The organism is Cohnella sp. WQ 127256, from assembly GCF_024519285.1.
GTDB lineage: Bacteria > Bacillota > Bacilli > Paenibacillales > Paenibacillaceae > Cohnella.
In genome coordinates this window covers 293,867-310,598 of the sequence record NZ_JAMZCY010000006.1, presented here as the reverse complement: position 1 = coordinate 310,598, position 16,732 = coordinate 293,867, and the positions used below count along the sequence as shown (strand labels likewise).

The following is a 16,732-nucleotide window of genomic DNA, read 5'->3' as shown; positions in this document are numbered from 1 at the left end:
AGCTAAGAGCTAGTGAGCCATAAGTTTAGGAGGCAACTACATAGCATGAGTGTTAAAGAAACGGCCAACCTTAATAAACCTATTCTTGGAAACCGCGCTCTTAACCGTGCCTTGCTTGAACGGCAGATGCTGATTAAACGTAGCAGCATTTCCGTCGAGGAAGCTTTGGAGCACCTAGTAGGCATGCAAGCTCAAGCCCCTAATCCACCCTATTTCGGGTTATGGACGCGGCTTCTTGGATTCACCCACACTGATCTAGCTAAACTCATCCAATCTCGACAAGCTGTACGCATCGCGCTCATGCGCTCGACGATTCATCTCGTTACAGCTCGCGATTGCTTGATCCTTCGCCCTCTCGTTCAGCCCGTTCTCGAACGTGGCTTAAAGGGAAATCACGGCAAAAACCTCACGGGAATTGATGAGAATTCTCTAGCAGCCGCTGGACGGGTGCTTGTGGAGGAACAGCCCCGTACTTTCAGCGAAATTAGCACTCTGCTGATGGCGGAGAAGGAGTGGCAGGGGCACCGCTCAGAGTCCATTGCCGGTGCCGTCCGAACGTATGTCCCGCTTGTTCAGGTGCCGCCGCGAGGACTCTGGGGAGAGAGTGGACAGGCTACCCATACTTCAGCAGAAGCCTGGCTTGGGAGCGAGCTTTCCACAGAAGGGTCATTGGAAATGATGATTGAGCGATACTTAGCGGCTTTCGGACCAGCAACAGTGAAGGATATGCAGGTATGGTCCGGTCTAACGCGACTAAATGAGGTCGTGGGACGGATGCGTCCCCATCTGCAGATTTTCCACGACGAGCAAGGGAATGAATTGTTCGACGTGCCCGGAGCCCCATTACCTGATCCCGATACCCCAGTCCCCGTGCGTTTCATGCCCGAATTCGACAACGCTCTCTTATCCCATGCGGATCGAACCCGCATCATCTCTGAAGAGGACCGTTTGCGCGTGTTCACGATAAATGGCATCATCCGGGCGACTTTCCTGGTCGATGGATATGTTAAAGGAATCTGGAAGATTGCGCGCCAGCGTAACGCCGCGACTCTTATCCTTGAACCTTTCAGGCCCATAGATAAGAAGGACAAGGCAGCCTTAGTCGAGGAAGGCCACGAGCTACTTAAGTTCGCCGCGGTTGACTGTGCCATCCATGATATTCAATTTGCAGATACATTCCTTTAATCCTGTCGACGCGTTATCCTCATCCTTTTCTTGCCTTCTCGATTGTACTCATATATTCATCAGGCGTCTTGCCCAGCACCGCCTTGAAATCTTTAATAAAGTGGGCTTGATCGAAATAGCCCATATCCAAGCTCAGCTTTAACCAGTCGATGATGTCACCCTTCTCGATCTGTTCGGCTACCTCATGAAGTCGGTAACGTTGGATGACCCCTTTCGGGCTTATTCCGACGTACCGATCGAAAAGCCTCTGCAACGTCCTTACACTTACATCGAAGCGAACAGCCAGCTGTTCCACCTTGAGAATGTCCGGTTCAGCGACGAGAACAGCTACCATCCGATTGACTAACACGACGTTCTTATCTGGATGTTCCTGCAAGCGAGTGACAAAAAAACGATTGCTCCGTTCGACCTGAGCAGCCACATTCTCCGCAGCTACAATGTCATTTTCCAACAAAATGCTCTCGTCGCCGAATATATCTACCAAATCAATAGATTGACGAGTTAACGTCGAGAGCGGCCTTTGTAAGAAGGGATAAAATCCCCCAGGCATGAATTTGATAGCAAATACGCTTCCTTGCCCCTCCAATAGCTGTGTTGAGGTTTTGTCCCAAATCCCATGAATCCGAGTATGCTCAGCTTCAAACACGATATTAACATTGGGATGGGAAAGAACGGCTTGTCGGTAAGGCTCCTGTCCTCTTAAATCCCACTCTACGACCCAATAATGCTCAATATATGCTCGCAATTGCTCAGCAGGCTCATAACGAGTCAGCTTAAACTTCATCTTACCGATATCAGGCAACAAAATACCCTTCGTTGTATTATCCGCTTTAGGATGCATGAAAAGGATCACACCTCGGCTTTTCAATCTGTCGTATTTTTACAATACTTTCCTACGTGAATATTCTAACATAAGAGCCAGTTACCTGGATGCATATATCCGCTAACGACAACCATTAACCGGTATCCAAATGAAAGGGGTTTACGAATATGGAATTAAAATTTGTATCGTATGTCGGAGTACCAGCGGAGAAACTATGGCAGGTGTTCGTCTCGCCGGAAGGGACTAGAGCTACATTCTTCGGCTGCGTCATCCAATCGACTTTCGAGGAAGGCAGCTCGTACGAATATGTTGGACCTGGCTCTGAAGGGGAGGAGACGGTTCATGTATATGGCACCATACTCGTTTTCGAACCGAATAAAGTGTTTAGCTGCATCGAGCATCCTGGGCCGTCCTACAACCCTAATCACGCACAACTGGAAAGCCGCATCACGATTACGCTTGAGCCTTATGGCGAAACCACGAAGCTGACACTGGTCAACGATCAGTGGTCGGACAACCACCCTTCGTTCGACAAAACAGCCGAAAGCTGGCCAATGATCTTAAGCAACGTTAAAACTTATGCGGAGACAGGCAAGACACTTAACTTTGGCTGGTAGGATTAGCGCTATGGCATCACCTTATCGACTTTAGATTGGGTTGTCTGCATCTAAGTAACGCTACGCCATAGCGCTAATCGTTCCGGATTCTTGTTTGGGCGGCAAATCAAAAGGGGTGTCTCAGAAAGTCTATATAGACCTTTCTGAGACACCCCTTTTCGCTTATATCCTCATTATCCGGATAGCTTCCGTAAATCCCTCGCCTTTCTAAAGGGCTGCACCTTCAGCTTCAATTGTTGAGATAGATCAGCTAGAAGCACCGCGGATGCCGCCACTTGCTGCATGGAGGCGTTCTGCTGCTCGGCCGCAGCTGCTATATTACTTGAATCGTTCGCATTCTTGGATGCAAGCAGTAGCATATCCTTCACGGAGGACGTCATATTTCCCGTACTCTCTTCGATCTGCCGAATAGAATCTTTGACACCGGACGCTTGCTGCGTGACCTTCTCGATGCTGCTCCCGATTTCACTGAATGATTTCTCCGCATCCCGTGCCCGCTCAATTCCTACTTCAACAGCACCCGAGCCCTCTTCCATACTGCTTACTGCCTGTGTAATTGAGCCTTGAATTTCTGCCAGCAGATTACTAATTTCTTCGGCAGACTTGGCAGATTGATCCGCCAGTTTGCGTATTTCAGCTGATACGGCAGAAAAGCCTTTACCCGATTCTCCCGCTCTAGCCGCTTCAATCGCCGCATTCAATGAGAGAAGGCTCGTCTGCGTTGCGATAGAGGTAATGAAGGTAACAATCTCATCGATGGCGTTCGAATGCTGCTTCAGCTTCAGGACATCCTTCGACGAGGCTTGCACGGATTGATGAATGGAAACCATTTGCTTCATGACGAGCGATAACGATTGATTGCCACCTGCCGAAGCCTTCCGAGCTTTTGACGCTAAATCAGTCATTCGTGCCGTACTCACATGGATTTCTTTGACCTGAACGAGTACCTCCTGAGCCACTTCCTTGAAACCCAATATGATTCGGGCTTCTTGCTCAGCGCCTGTTGACACGCTCTGTATCGAGCTCGCAATTTCCTCCGCTGCCCGAGTCGTCTCCTCTGTACCCGTCTTCATCTGGTTCGCGTGAGAGGACATCTCGATCGAAGATTGTGAGATGCTATCCATCGTTTCGCATAGCCCATCCAGAGTCTGGTTAAAGCTATCCCCGAGACTCTGGAGCTCATTGCCCGATCGTATGAGCGTGCGTTTCGTGAAATCACCCTCCGACATCGCGAGAGCTAGACGGTTAATGTCTCTTACGTTCTTAAGAATGTATCTGCTATACAAATGCGCAAACCATCCAACTATCAAGCAGGCGCCGATAATAATGAAGCTCATAGGTTCGAATATTTTAAACAAAGATCCATATAACTCGCTCTCGGGAACAGAAAGTGCAAGCATCCACCCCGTGCTTGGAATCGTAGCATAATAGACGCGCATCGTTCGTCCGGACTTCTTGTAAGCATCCAATCCTTCAACCTCCACGATCTCCGGAATCGCATTTTCTTGAGGGGCGGCGATGTTACTGACAATATCCGTCGAAGGGCTGCTTTCTATGGTTTCTAGGGCATCCGCATCCTCAGCTTCAGCTTCGGAACCAGAAATATCATCGGAGCCTAGATCGATTTCTAAACCTAGATCACCTAAATCGCTTTCCACATCATCTGCCGCATCAGCAGGAGCTTCTTCATTCGAATCTGATATCTCTTCGCTTGCTATACTTTCACTCGGTTCGCTTTCATTAGTCGCAGTAGCACCCGAATTCACCTCGGTAACCGCAGTCACAGCACCTAGCATTCTCCCCGCTAATTCCGCCAACGATTCGTTAGAATCCTCCGGCAGCCTCACCTTCATGACTTTAACATAGTCCTTACTTGCCAAGACCATGCCTTGCTTATCCATGATAAAAGCTGATCTGTTCGTACCGACCGTAATGCTTGTGGCCAATTGTTGTATGCTATCTAAGCTAATATCCTGCTTCGCATAACCAATGAACGATGCACCTTCATCGTAATAAGGGATAGAAGCCTGAACCATCGCTGTCCCAGTCGCTTGATCCATATAGGGCTCGCCATAAGAGATCGTTCCGCCTAGCCAACCCTCTGCTTCAACAACAGGTGCCAAGGATTGAGGAGTAAGGACCGCCGATATGAGCTTACTCTCGATCTCATTCACGTATTGATGCGTCTGGCTCTTCATTTTCTCCTCAATCCCTTTAGCGATCAAATCTCTAGAGAAAGAATAGCTCACCCCTGTCATCGTTATCGTGATCACTAGAATCACAGACATAAACACAAGCAAGAATCGATTTTGAATCGAACGAAACCCCGAAATCCACATTTTCCAATTCTGCATCCACCTATGGTTACCGATCACAAGTATTCCTCCTAGAGAGTCAGCACTTACTCTAACTCTAATAGGAAATATTTAACTAAAGATCATCCATAAGCACATGGTTTGTAAAATTTGTCGAATTCTATTCGTTTGCATCGGGCAACGGGCACGATGTTATTCTCTTTCGTTATAAGCGTTGTAGCTTCTTCGATAATTTGGATAGAACCTTTACCTTTCCGTTGGGCTCAACGTAGATATCATCCTCGATTCTGACACCGCCCAGACCAGGAACGTAGATGCCTGGTTCTATGGTGAACAAGTGTCCCGGGCTGATAAGCGTCGTGCAATCACCATGGATGGAAGGTTCCTCGTGCAACTCGAGCCCGAGACCATGACCCGTACGGTGGTTAAAATAACTGCCGTAATTGTGCCCGTCGATCAGTTCCCTAGCCGCGCGATCTACGACACCATAAGGTTGCCCCACGCATACGGAACGGATCGCCCGGGTATTCGCCTCCAGCACCATTTCATATATCCAAGCTTGCTCCTCCGTACCTTCGCCTAACACGAAGGTGCGAGTCAAATCGGATCCGTATCCGTTGGAATAAGCCCCGAAGTCGATCATGACGAAGTCGTTTGGCTGCAAGCGGTAATGTCCCGTGTGGCCGTGGGGGAGAGCGCTGTTCGATCCGAAAAGCACCATGGGAGAAGACACTTTCTCGGAGCCGGCCTCCCGTAACCGATAAGAAATCTCTGCTGCCAGCTCCAACTCCGAGACACCCGCCCGCACATAAGGTAATGAAGCGACAAGCGCCGATTCCGCCATGTCTACCGCACGTTCGAGCTCATCAGCCTCCTCGGGAGATTTGACCATCCTCAACCCCGTTAACAACGGACCGATATCCCCAAAAATCGCACCTGAATGAACGCCGGCGAGACTCTCGTATTTGGACACGCTGACATGTCCTTTTTCCAAGCCGACAATATCACCACGCGGTATCACACCAATAGCTGAAGTGATTACCTCATAAGGGTTTTCCTGATCCGAGATTGGAATGATACGGCATATCCTAGACACAGATTTGGCAGTCTCGTAATCTAACGCAGGCACGAATAAGATGGCTTCCTCGCTCTCCGCGGTCAAATACAATCCCAAGAAACGCTCATGCGGATGACATAGAAAACCAGTGATATAAAATAAATTAGCCGGCGAAGTTATCCATGCGGAACTCCAGCTTCTAATTTTCATTTCCTGATAAATCACTTGGAGTCGCTTAACGAAGTGGGAACCAGATACGCCGCCGCTTATCAACCCGCTCATGCCCCCACAATCCGCTCGATACGCTCCAACTCATCGACCGAGAATGCCGATTGTTGGGCGGCATTGATATTTTCTTCGATCTGCTTAACTTTGCTGGCTCCGATAATAGCGGACGTAACCCGCGAATCCCGCAGCACCCAGCTCAAAGCAAGCTGAGCCAGTGACTGCCCCCGATCGTTCGCCACTTCGTTCAGGGCGTGTATCTGCTTAAGCTTCTCTTCGGTAATATCCCCACTTCTCAAGAAGGGGCTATTCGTGCTAGCTGCACGCGAATCAGCAGGAACCCCCTGCAAATAACGGCCGGTCAACATTCCTTGGGCTAAGGGACTATATGCGATGAAGCCGGCCCCGCCCTCCTCTAACACATCCAGCAATCCGTTCTCGGCATCGCGATTGAACAACGAATACGGCGTCTGATGAATACGCATCGGCGTTCCAAGAGATCGTAAGATCGCTATCGCTTGACGGGTTTCCTCCACGCCATAGTTCGAGATGCCGACATACAGAGCCTTACCTTGGCGTACAGCATGATCGAGCGCCATCATTGTTTCTTCCAATGGAGTGTCCGGATCGAAACGGTGGGAATAGAAAATGTCGACGTACTCCAGTCCCATCCTTTGCAAGCTCTGATCCAAGCTCGACAGCAAGCTCTTGCGAGATCCCCATTCCCCGTATGGACCTGGCCACATATAGTATCCGGCCTTGGTAGAGATGATCATCTCGTCCCGATAAGCCCCGATATCCTTCTTCAGCAGTTGACCGAAAGTCTCTTCCGCGGAGCCCGCCGACGGACCATAGTTGTTCGCCAGATCGAAGTGAGTAATGCCTAGATCGAACGCCTTGCGCACCATATCCCTTGCGTTCTCCAAGCTGTCTACGTCCCCGAAATTATGCCACAGTCCGAGTGAAAGAGTCGGCAGCTTTAATCCCGTTGCCCCGCTTCTTCGATATTCCATCGTTTCATACCGTTGCTCGTTCGCTATATATTTACTCATATCAATCTCTCCTTTTTAGTTTCCTAGCCCTTCATGCCCGTGGTGCTTATGCCCTCGACGATATACTTCTGCAGCGCAATGAAGATAAGAAACACTGGCGCCAGCGACACAATTGACATCGCAAATACCATTCCCCAGCTCGTGCCGAACGTATTATCCGACATGTTCTTCAGCGCGAGCGCCACCGTCGCCATCTCTGGCTTCGTCAAGTAAAGTAGCGGGCTGAAGAAATCGTCCCATGTCCAATAGAACTTGAAGATCGACACCGTGATAAGCACCGGCACGAGCAACGGCAGAAGGATACGGAATAGGATGCCACCATGACCGCAACCGTCCACCCTCGCCGATTCGTCCAGCTCCGCGGGCAAGCCCCGAAGGAACTGCACGACCAAGAAAATGAAAAACGCCGTTCCAAAGAACGAAGGTATAATGAGCGGAGCGAACGTGTTCACCCAGCCTATCTTATGGAAGAAAATATATTGCGGGATCGTGAGCACTTCCGCAGGCAGCATCATCGTCATCATCATGCAACCGAAGAAAAACGCCGCACCCTTAAAACTGATCCGAGCAAACCCGTAGGCAACGACCGTACAAGACAGCACGGTTCCCAGGACGGAGGAGATCGTGACGATGAACGAGTTTTTGAGAAATACCATGAAAGACTGCCCCGAATACCCTTTGAAGCCTTCCGCATAATTAGAGAACGTCCATACGGACGGGATCAGCTTATGCGCGTTCACGAATATTTCATTGCCTTCCTTAAGAGAGCTCGACAGCATCCACAACACCGGATAGATCATTAAACAAGAGAATGCTAATACGAACACATGCAGCACGAAGCTGCGAACCGTCTTTAAACTCACCTTACCTGCAAGCATCATCTATTTCCTCCCCGATTCGTAGAATACCCAACTACGGGAAGTGGTGAAGATGATCAAAGTGAATACGGCCGTCGTCAGAAGTAGTACCCACGCCATGGCTGAGCCGTAACCCATCTCGTAATACCGGAACGATTTCTCGTAGACGTAGAGGACATAGAACAACGTCTTGTCGAACGGACCGCCGTTCGTGACGATCAAGCCCTCCGTGAACACTTTAAACCCGTTAATAATGCCCATGATTAGGTTGAAAAAGAGGACAGGACTGAGCAGCGGAAGTGTAATCTTGTGGAACTTGCGCCACCAGCCCGCTCCATCGATATCTGCGGCCTCGTAAAGTGAGGTCGGAACTTGCTTCAGCCCCGCTAGGAAGATCAGCATCGCCGAACCGAACTGCCATACGGCCAATAGAATCAGCGACCACATCGCTGTCGACGGATGGGTAATCCACGACACCTTCTCCGACACTCCGAATAGGGAGGACAGCACCGAATTGAACGCACCATTCGAACCGAATAGCTGTCGCCACATGATCGCGACGGCGACACTGCCTCCGATCAACGTCGGCATGTAGAACGTCGCCCGGAACAGACTGAGCATCCTCAACTTTGTATTCAAAAGCATCGCCACGCCAAGTGCGAACAGCAATCGAATCGGCACCGCCACGAATACGAATGTTAACGTCGCCTTCCATGCCGACCAATAGCGTACGTCTCTGGTGAACATCTCTTTGAAATTGCCAAACCCGATCCATTGAGGTGAAGAAAGGATGTCATAACGCGTAAAGGCCATGTATAGGGAGGCGAACATCGGAGCCATTGTGAACAACAGGAAGCCGATCAGCCACGGTGCGATAAATAAGTAACCTTGTAGCGTCTCATATTTGCGCAATTTCGCTTTGTTCGTCCCTTGCAATCTATCTCACCTCATTTTCTGCGGTATACCTTTCATCCAACAAACAGAACTACGACACAAACGTTGTGGCTAGTTTGGTCTATTCCGTCGGTGCATACGACAAGTCGTCTATGGCAAGCAGCCCGAGCACGTAAATCAGAATTGCTTTCTCCAACAATTCAATTAGAGTACATTCGTCGGGACCATGAGCATGGCCATGACCATCTCTCAACAAGTGACGGTAAGGCTGAAGGTAACGTTCGGTATTCTTGCCGAACCCCATTCCGAACGAAATTGCATTCTTGAACTTACGACAGTACGTGCCACCCGGCAAGACGTAAGCTTCCTTGGATTCCCCCATAACATCGTTGTAGACGTTCATGAGCCGCTCCACCACCGGGTGGTTTTCCGGGAAGTAGTGGGCAGGATTATCCTTAACCGATTCGATCGTAAAACCATAGGATCGCGCCGTCCGCTCTATGTCTTCCACGATCGGCTGTGCCAGCAACGTAATCGGATACCGAACGTTCAGGGTCACTTCCAACCGACCATCTCTTATACCCGCGATCGAACCGACGCAAGTCAAAGGACCCGAATGGTTATCCTCGCGGGCAATGCCGAGCCCGATTCCAAAGCAATCTTCATTGACCCGATTCAGTAAAGAGAACAAGCGGCTGTCCGGCTCGTTAAGAGCTCCCGATTCGGTCAGAGCCCGTGTCAATACGTAGATGGCATTGACGCTGTTCTCGGGGAATGCCGTATGACCTGCTTTCCCTGACGCTGTAAGATGAACAACCTCATCTTCTTCCTCTACCTGCAAAATTGTCTTCAGATAAGGCATCGCCTTCCGAACTCTCTCGCTCTGTCGGATCGTAGCGAAGCTCTTTCCAGGCACGACGTTACTCGCCGTTCCTCCACTAAACGCCACGATATCGTCGCTTAGGGGAGCATCGGCACGCACCGTCAGCGTGACTCCACCCTTTTCCCCATAACACACCGGGAAATTGCTGTCAGGAATGATGTTGAAGTCAGGCTCCGGATACCTTGACAAGTAGTAATCGAGATCCGTCATCCCTTGCTCTTCATCCGTCCCCACGTACAGCTCCAAGTTATGGTCAAGCGGGATACCCAAATCCCGGATGCAGCGCATGACGAATAAGGTAGCTACAACTTGCCCCTTATTGTCCTGCGAGCCCCGACCGATGATCAATCCTTCCTTAACAACACCCTCATAGGGGGGGTAATCCCAATCCTCGCCTTCGGGAACGACATCCAGATGTCCCCATAGACTGATCGTCGGTCCGTCTCCGTTACCCAAGCCAATCCGACCGAAATAGTCTTCGAAGTTATGCACCTGGAACCCATACCCTTGTGCCATCTCCAGCATGGTGTCCAGTGCGTCCTTGCAGCCTTGTCCGTAAGGCTTCACATCGGTGGTCTTATCCGACACGCTCTTGATTCGCACGAGCCGAACGATGTCTTCCACCATCTCCGCTCGATGCTCCTCGATCCATGCCTTGATTTTATCCGTCCATAATGACTTGTTCATGTCAGATTCGCCTCCGCCTGTCCCCATGATGTTCCAATCTCTTCTGCATAGGCTTGCGCAGCATCCCGTACCCAATTGAATCGCCGCAGATCGAAGTCGGGAAGCAGGGAGCAGTCAGCCCCTAGGATAAGTCCGGACAGGCTGCCCGTCTGCTCGCGGTAATCGCTAAGCAACCGCACTGTCTCCTGCCTGACTTCTTCCTCACTTCCGGCGTACAGCAGCTTACCCCGTCGATTGTCGAAGCCGCCTAGTACCGGTCGGTCGCCGAATAACCGCTTTCCATCTGGTAAGGAAGGCCCGTCGACGTAAATCGCCCAGTTCACCGCGCAGGAAGGATAGTCCCTCCATCGCTCCAAGTCGTTGAGTTTGCCATCCCAAGCGCAGAAATGGGCAATTGTATAGTCGGACCAACGGTTCGCGTGCGTTAACACTTGGAGATCGCTCGGTCGAACGATCTCCTCGAACATCGACGCCGAGAACCTCCCATGTTCTGCACCCTGAAAGCACAGGAACACGCCTAAGCAGCCGCAAGCTGTTAGCAACTCCTCTTCAATTCGACACAAGCCTTCGCCGATAGCCGACAGCGCGTCCTTCACCGCCTCGGAATCTTGGAGAATGAATTCCGCCAGCTTCTCGTCCCCGATTCTGCGAAGCAGACTGAAGGGTGAGAATAAATTGAAATACGTATACACTTCGTCTCTCAGCCGTTCATTCACGCCCTGAGCCCGCTCGATGATCTGTCTAGCGTATTCGCTCCCCAAGCCGGCGGGGCGAATGCCTCTCAGATCCGACAAGTCGCATATCGAATCTGAGAAGGGCAAAGGAATACCGTCGTACATGATCTTGATGAAATCCAACTGCGTCTCCGCGAAGAAGCTTTCGTGCAGCTCCATATTTTCCAAGCCGACCGCTGGACCCGGACCGTTTCCCGAGGCACGATCATAGTGGCGCCAGAAGCTGACGGGAACCCGATCCGCGGGTCTGCCTTCAAGCGCAGCAAGTACTCGTTCTTTTCTATTCATTATTTGCCAAGCATCCGATCATAAGCGGCTTGCGACACCTCGATGTATTTTTCTAAGCCGATTTTGTTCAGCCCATTCAAATAAGAATCCCAATCCTTGTCGAGATTCAGGTCACCGGTAACGAACCGCGCCAACGACTCTTTCACGTAAGTCGTTAAAGCGATCTTAATATCCGCGATGGCATCGGATTGCTCCTTGTCATACAAGATCAACGTAGCCACCTCTTTCGGCTCTTTGCCCAATAAGCCCGGAATGGCCATCGCGATCATATATTCGGCATCGGTAGCATCGCCGTTCCATGCCTGCCCGTCGGTATACTTCTGGAGCAGGATATGCGGAGCGACGTTATTCCAATGGGAAGAATGACTTGATCCGCCCCAGATTAGAATCGGCTTGATCTCAGGAGTTGCTCCCCACTCCTCGCCGAGCGCCACGCTGCCTTGCGGCGGCTTGATCCAATCCACTTCCGGTTGGCCGAAGCGGCTGAACACGGAGCTTTCTTCACTCATCATGAAGTCCGCAAGACGAAACATTTCTTCGGGATGCTTACTATCCTTCGTAATAACTAGCGCTGGTGCAGGATTAATCGGATAACGTGCCGCGAAGCTAGCGCCGTTAGGCCCCTTCAACGGATTGAGCGGCACGTACTCGCCTTTACGATCCGACATCGTCGGAGCGAATAATTGCCCCATCCCCGCCGTCACGAGTACGCCAATGGAATTCGTATCTCCAGCGGTCGCGATCGACTTGAAAGAGTTGCCATCCTGGGTGAAGGACAGAGGATCGAATAATCCTTCCTGCTTCAGTTGATTTAAATATTTCAAGCCGTCACGCCATTCTTCTTTGTTGTACGGCACGTCCAGCTTCCCGTTGGTAATGTTCCAGCGGTTTTCTCCGTCCGTGTAGATAAAGGAATTCAGCAGGTAATCGGCTGCGTATTGATGCCAGTTACCTCCGCCCATTACACCGATCTCGTCTGCTTTCTTATTTCCGTTCGGATCTCCCGTCTTGAACGCCTTCAGAACGTTCTCCAATTCCTGGGTCGTCGTAGGCATATCTAGCTTCAAGGCATCCAGCCACTTCTTATTGATGTAAGCGCGTAAGCTGTACTCATTACTCGTTTGCTCGTCATAAGACGGAAGGGCGTACGTCTTGCCATCCGGAGATTTCATCATGTTCAGAAGGTCTTTGTTATTGGCCTTTGCGGCCATTCCTTTTAGATTGGTACCATACTTCTCTATGAGTTCATCGAGAGGGATGAAGTAACCATTCTCGGCATGTCGATACACCGCCGCTTCTTTGTTCTGCTGGCCGAAGAAGTCGTTTCCGATGAAGGCGTCGGGTAATTTCGTGCCAGACGCAATTAAGAGCTCCAGCTTCTGATTCGCTTCTTCCTTAGCATAAGTTTCAATTTCCAGCTTGTAGCCTGTTTTTTCCTCCAAGTACTTCGTGTAGCTGTTTAAATTATAATCCTCGACCTGACCGGTCTTGAGAATGGCAAGCTTGAGTGTGATCTGTTCGTTAGAAGGCGCCGTCGATCCTTGAGACGATTGGCCTGGCTCGACGTTCTTCTCCTTCGAGCATGCCGACAATAGGACGGCGGATGCGAGAATGACGGATAGTGCGCGGAATTTGTTCATTAGTGGATTTCCCCTCTAAGTGCAAAATGGGTGCTACGAGCCATATTCAACCTTTAATTGCGCCGATCATGGCTCCCTTCGCGAAGAAACGCTTCACGAAAGGACTGAGAATCAAGAGTGGTGCGCTAGATAAGATAATAAGTGAGTATTTAAGCAAGTCGGCTAAACTCTGCTGAGCTTCCGCTAAAGACGGATCGGAGACCATGTTCGTTTCCATCGTGTTAGCGATCAGAATTTCGCGCAATATCAGTTGCAATGGGAACTTCTCGGGTGTGTACATGTATAATAGTGCATGAAAATAATTGTTCCAGTGCCCGACTGCGTAGTATAGCGTCACCACTGCAATGACGGGACCCGAGAGAGGAAGTAGAATTCTGAAAAAATACTTCGTATCCGAACACCCATCGATTTGAGAAGCCTCCAGCAGTTCGGAGGGTACGCTGTGCATCATGAACGTTCGCATGATGATCAAGTAGACAACATTGATCGAACCAGGAAGAGCCAGCGCCCATATCGTATCGATCATGCTCAAGTCCTTAAGCAGAATATAATCCGGAATCATGCCGCCGCTGAAGATCATGGTGAACGTGAACAGGAACATAATTAAGCCTTTGAACGGCATGTCTCTCCGTGACAAGGGATACGCCGCTATAATCGTCATGCTCAAATTAAGCAATGTCCCGATCAAGGTGTAGACGAATGAATTCTCAAAGCTTCGAAAAAACAGCGAGTGCTTAAACACCGCTCGATATCCATCTAGCCCTGGATCTACCGGCCACAGGAGTACTTTGCCCGAGGTTACGGCATTCGCCGATGAGAACGAGGCGGATACGATATAGATGATCGGATAGATAAGGACAATCAGTAACAAGGTAAGCAGCAGACCCACGACCATGTAATAGAAGCGATCGCCTTTTGTTACTTGGATATTATTTCGGCGCTTATCGATCGCCACCGCTTGTTCCATCGCGGTTCCCTCCTTACCATAAGCTGCTGCCACCCATTCTTCGGGTGACCCCGTTGACGATCAACAGGAGAACCATATTGATCAGTGAATTGAATAATCCGATTGCGCTCGCGAACGAGAAGTTGCTTCCTTGAACGAAGCTCACCTTGTACACGTAGGTGCTAATAATTTCCGAGCTTCGCAAGTTTAGATCGGTTTGCATAAGAAACACTTTTTCAAACCCGACCGACATCATATTGCCCGCATTTATTATTAATAAGATCGTAATAGTCGGCATTATAGCAGGCAAATCTACATATAAGATCCGTTTGAATCGGCTAGCCCCGTCAATCTGCGCTGCTTCATGCTGAGCAGGGTCCACACCGGCTAAAGCAGCCGCGTAGATGATAGTTCCCCAACCAGCGTTCTGCCAGATTCCCGACCATACGTACAGATGAGAGAACGAGCCGGGACTCCCGAACAAGTCGGGCAAGGGTTGGCCGAACACCGATTGGCTGACGACACCAGCCAATCCAATGTGCGGATTAAATAGTTGCATGATCATACCCACTATCACGACTGTTGAAATAAAATGCGGCATATAAGAGACCGTTTCCACCAAACTCTTAAACCGTTTGCCGCGCATGGAATGCAGCAGGAGCGCCAGAATGATCGGAATCGGAAACCCAGCGATCAAGCTATACAGCGAAATAACAAACGTATTTCGCAGCACCCGTTCGAATTGATAGGATTGAAAGAATGCGTCAAAGTGCTTCATTCCGACCCATTCGCTGCCCCAAATCCCCAGCTGGGGCTTGAAATCCTTGAAGGCGATCTGCGCGCCCAGCATGGGGTAATATTTGAAGATCAGCAAGTAGATGAGAGGGATGAGGATAAACAGCATCAGTTGCCAATGCTTTAAGTTCTTCCTCAGATTGCCACGACTTAAGGGCTTGCCGATTCGAATAACGTCTTTGACCGTCTCCATGTATGAGCCACCTCTTTGCTACTTTCGATATTCAGCGACTCTTAACTTCTCTTAGCTAGATTTAGCCAAAACTGTATTCGCAAGATCACGGAACTTCTTCGCGCCATCCGCAGGCGAGATCTTCTCGAAGAATATTTCGTCACTAACGTTCTTAAACAACTTCTTGATCTCGGTATGGCCGGTTGGCTCCGGATTGTCGATCTTGCTGGAATGCTGACGTACCGTATCCATATAAGCGATGATGCTCTTCTGTGTATCCGTGAGAATATCTTGCATACCCGCAATCACTTCTTGTTTGTATGGCATACCGAAATACCCGTTTAATTCTCTCGCCGCTTCTAAGCTATTCGTGTAAAATTCGATAAACTGAGCCGCTTCCTTCGGATGCTTGGAGTTTTTAGCTATCGAGTGGAAAAATGACGGTTTGATGTACATGCCTTTACCATCGCCCGATCCCGGATACATCGCATAGCCGATCGGTCCGCCCAGTGATTTTACGAATACATCCGCTTGGTTGCTCCAGAAACCGAGACCTGCACCGAACCCGGATTGTCCTTTCGCGTATGGACCGTCTTCGAGCCCCTTGATCTCCAGCTCCGTTCCGAGCGGCGAAATAATGCCCTTCTCCTGCCATCTAAGTTGCATATCAAAGTAATCAGAGAACAGCTTGTCATCTTCATACCCGAGCTTGACTCCATCTTCGCTATATAGCTTGGAGCCTTGCTGTCTGAGCCATACAGTGAAGATTTCCATCCCCATATGCGTATCTCCGATCAAGCCTTTTCCCTTCAATGTCTCCATATCCTTCTCGTATTGCTCCCACGAATAGTCCGGAGTCGGAGCCGCGATGCCCGATTGCTCCAGCAACTTGGGATTGTAGAACATCACCGGTGCGTTGTTTCCGATGTTCAAGCCGTAGAGCACGCCGTTGATCTTCCCGCTGTCCGTATTGGCCGGATCGATGCCGTCCAGGTTGATCGTCTTATCCGCTACGAAGGGTTCGAGCGGGAGCAGCAAATCCTTGGTCGCGTAGTTCTGGATTGCGCTGTAGTCAATCCGAATAATATCGGGCAAGTTGCTAGAAGCCGCCATAACGCCGAGCTTGTCGTTATAGACATCGCTCGAATAGTTTTCCGATTCAATGTTGATGTTGGGGTGAAGCTCTTCAAATTTCTTGATTACGGCATCATTCTTGCCGATCGTCATCGGCGAGGATCCCCAGATTGTCAAGCGTAACGTGATCTTCTCGCCGGAATCGCTTGCAGTGGCTGAGTTGGATGAAGTTGCCGCAGCAGATGGCGCAGCCGTATTTTCCTTGTTCGTTGAATTGCCGCATCCCGCGATCAACACGGACGTGGCTAGCAATACGCTTCCAATTGCGCTTATTCTCCTACGCATACGAACACTCCCCTATTCTTGTAATATCATCGATCGGACGAGCTTGCGAACCTGCCCTAGGTGCGATCCTTCGTCTTCATAATTTCATTCTAAAAGGTCGAGCCCGTGATTTTAATGGAAAAAACCGCACCGAAGATGTGAAA

General features: G+C 50.0%; 14 protein-coding genes. 2 read left to right on the top strand and 12 right to left on the bottom strand.

Translation table 11 applies throughout. The features are described from left to right. Positions 1–45 precede the first annotated feature (45 nt). Positions 46–1,185 carry a winged helix DNA-binding domain-containing protein gene (locus M1K58_RS19785; RefSeq protein WP_256760602.1) on the top strand — a complete coding sequence of 380 codons (1,140 nt, stop codon included), beginning with the start codon at positions 46–48 and terminating at the stop codon, positions 1,183–1,185. 19 nt (positions 1,186–1,204) lie between these two features. Here M1K58_RS19785 and M1K58_RS19780 read toward each other — a convergent pair whose 3' ends face one another. Next, entirely contained in the window at positions 1,205–2,026 is an 822-nt protein-coding gene (locus M1K58_RS19780) for a helix-turn-helix transcriptional regulator (RefSeq protein WP_256760601.1), read from the bottom strand. 149 nt (positions 2,027–2,175) lie between these two features. Here M1K58_RS19780 and M1K58_RS19775 point away from each other — a divergent pair, with 149 nt between their 5' ends. After that, the gene (locus M1K58_RS19775) at positions 2,176–2,625 is read left to right on the top strand and encodes an SRPBCC domain-containing protein (protein WP_256760600.1); all 450 of its coding nucleotides are present in this window, start codon (positions 2,176–2,178) and stop codon (positions 2,623–2,625) included. A gap of 173 nt (positions 2,626–2,798) precedes the next feature. Here the strand turns inward: M1K58_RS19775 and M1K58_RS19770 are convergent, their stop codons facing one another. The 11 genes from M1K58_RS19770 to M1K58_RS19720 all read right to left on the bottom strand — a co-directional run bounded on the left by M1K58_RS19770 (position 2,799) and on the right by M1K58_RS19720 (position 16,589). Continuing rightward, positions 2,799–5,000, bottom strand: a complete 2,202-nt coding sequence (locus M1K58_RS19770; protein ID WP_256760599.1) for a methyl-accepting chemotaxis protein — start codon at positions 4,998–5,000, stop codon at positions 2,799–2,801. 145 nt (positions 5,001–5,145) lie between these two features. Then, positions 5,146–6,279, bottom strand: coding sequence for a M24 family metallopeptidase (locus M1K58_RS19765; protein WP_256760598.1), 1,134 nt, complete (start codon positions 6,277–6,279; stop codon positions 5,146–5,148). Beyond that, positions 6,276–7,274: an L-glyceraldehyde 3-phosphate reductase gene (gene mgrA / locus M1K58_RS19760; protein ID WP_256760597.1), complete on the bottom strand. Its 999-nt coding sequence runs from the start codon at positions 7,272–7,274 to the stop codon at positions 6,276–6,278. The genes M1K58_RS19765 and mgrA overlap by 4 nt, the downstream gene beginning before the upstream one ends. Positions 7,275–7,297: 23 nt before the next feature. Next, positions 7,298–8,155 carry a carbohydrate ABC transporter permease gene (locus tag M1K58_RS19755; protein ID WP_256760596.1) on the bottom strand — a complete coding sequence of 286 codons (858 nt, stop codon included), beginning with the start codon at positions 8,153–8,155 and terminating at the stop codon, positions 7,298–7,300. Beyond that, positions 8,156–9,067: a carbohydrate ABC transporter permease gene (locus M1K58_RS19750; RefSeq protein ID WP_256760595.1), complete on the bottom strand. Its 912-nt coding sequence runs from the start codon at positions 9,065–9,067 to the stop codon at positions 8,156–8,158. A 79-nt stretch (positions 9,068–9,146) separates the two neighbouring features. Further along, positions 9,147–10,595: a Sapep family Mn(2+)-dependent dipeptidase gene (locus M1K58_RS19745; RefSeq protein WP_256760594.1), complete on the bottom strand. Its 1,449-nt coding sequence runs from the start codon at positions 10,593–10,595 to the stop codon at positions 9,147–9,149. Beyond that, positions 10,592–11,617 carry a uroporphyrinogen decarboxylase family protein gene (locus M1K58_RS19740; protein WP_256760593.1) on the bottom strand — a complete coding sequence of 342 codons (1,026 nt, stop codon included), beginning with the start codon at positions 11,615–11,617 and terminating at the stop codon, positions 10,592–10,594. The genes M1K58_RS19745 and M1K58_RS19740 overlap by 4 nt, the downstream gene beginning before the upstream one ends. Beyond that, positions 11,617–13,257: an extracellular solute-binding protein gene (locus M1K58_RS19735; protein ID WP_256760592.1), complete on the bottom strand. Its 1,641-nt coding sequence runs from the start codon at positions 13,255–13,257 to the stop codon at positions 11,617–11,619. The genes M1K58_RS19740 and M1K58_RS19735 overlap by 1 nt, the downstream gene beginning before the upstream one ends. Positions 13,258–13,303: 46 nt before the next feature. Further along, the gene (locus M1K58_RS19730; protein ID WP_256760591.1) at positions 13,304–14,224 is read right to left on the bottom strand and encodes a carbohydrate ABC transporter permease; all 921 of its coding nucleotides are present in this window, start codon (positions 14,222–14,224) and stop codon (positions 13,304–13,306) included. Positions 14,225–14,237: 13 nt separating this feature from the next. Next, positions 14,238–15,191, bottom strand: coding sequence for an ABC transporter permease (locus M1K58_RS19725; protein WP_256760590.1), 954 nt, complete (start codon positions 15,189–15,191; stop codon positions 14,238–14,240). Positions 15,192–15,242: 51 nt separating this feature from the next. Further along, on the bottom strand, positions 15,243–16,589 hold the full coding sequence (locus M1K58_RS19720; protein ID WP_256760589.1) for an ABC transporter substrate-binding protein: 1,347 nt from the start codon (positions 16,587–16,589) through the stop codon (positions 15,243–15,245). Positions 16,590–16,732 lie beyond the last annotated feature (143 nt).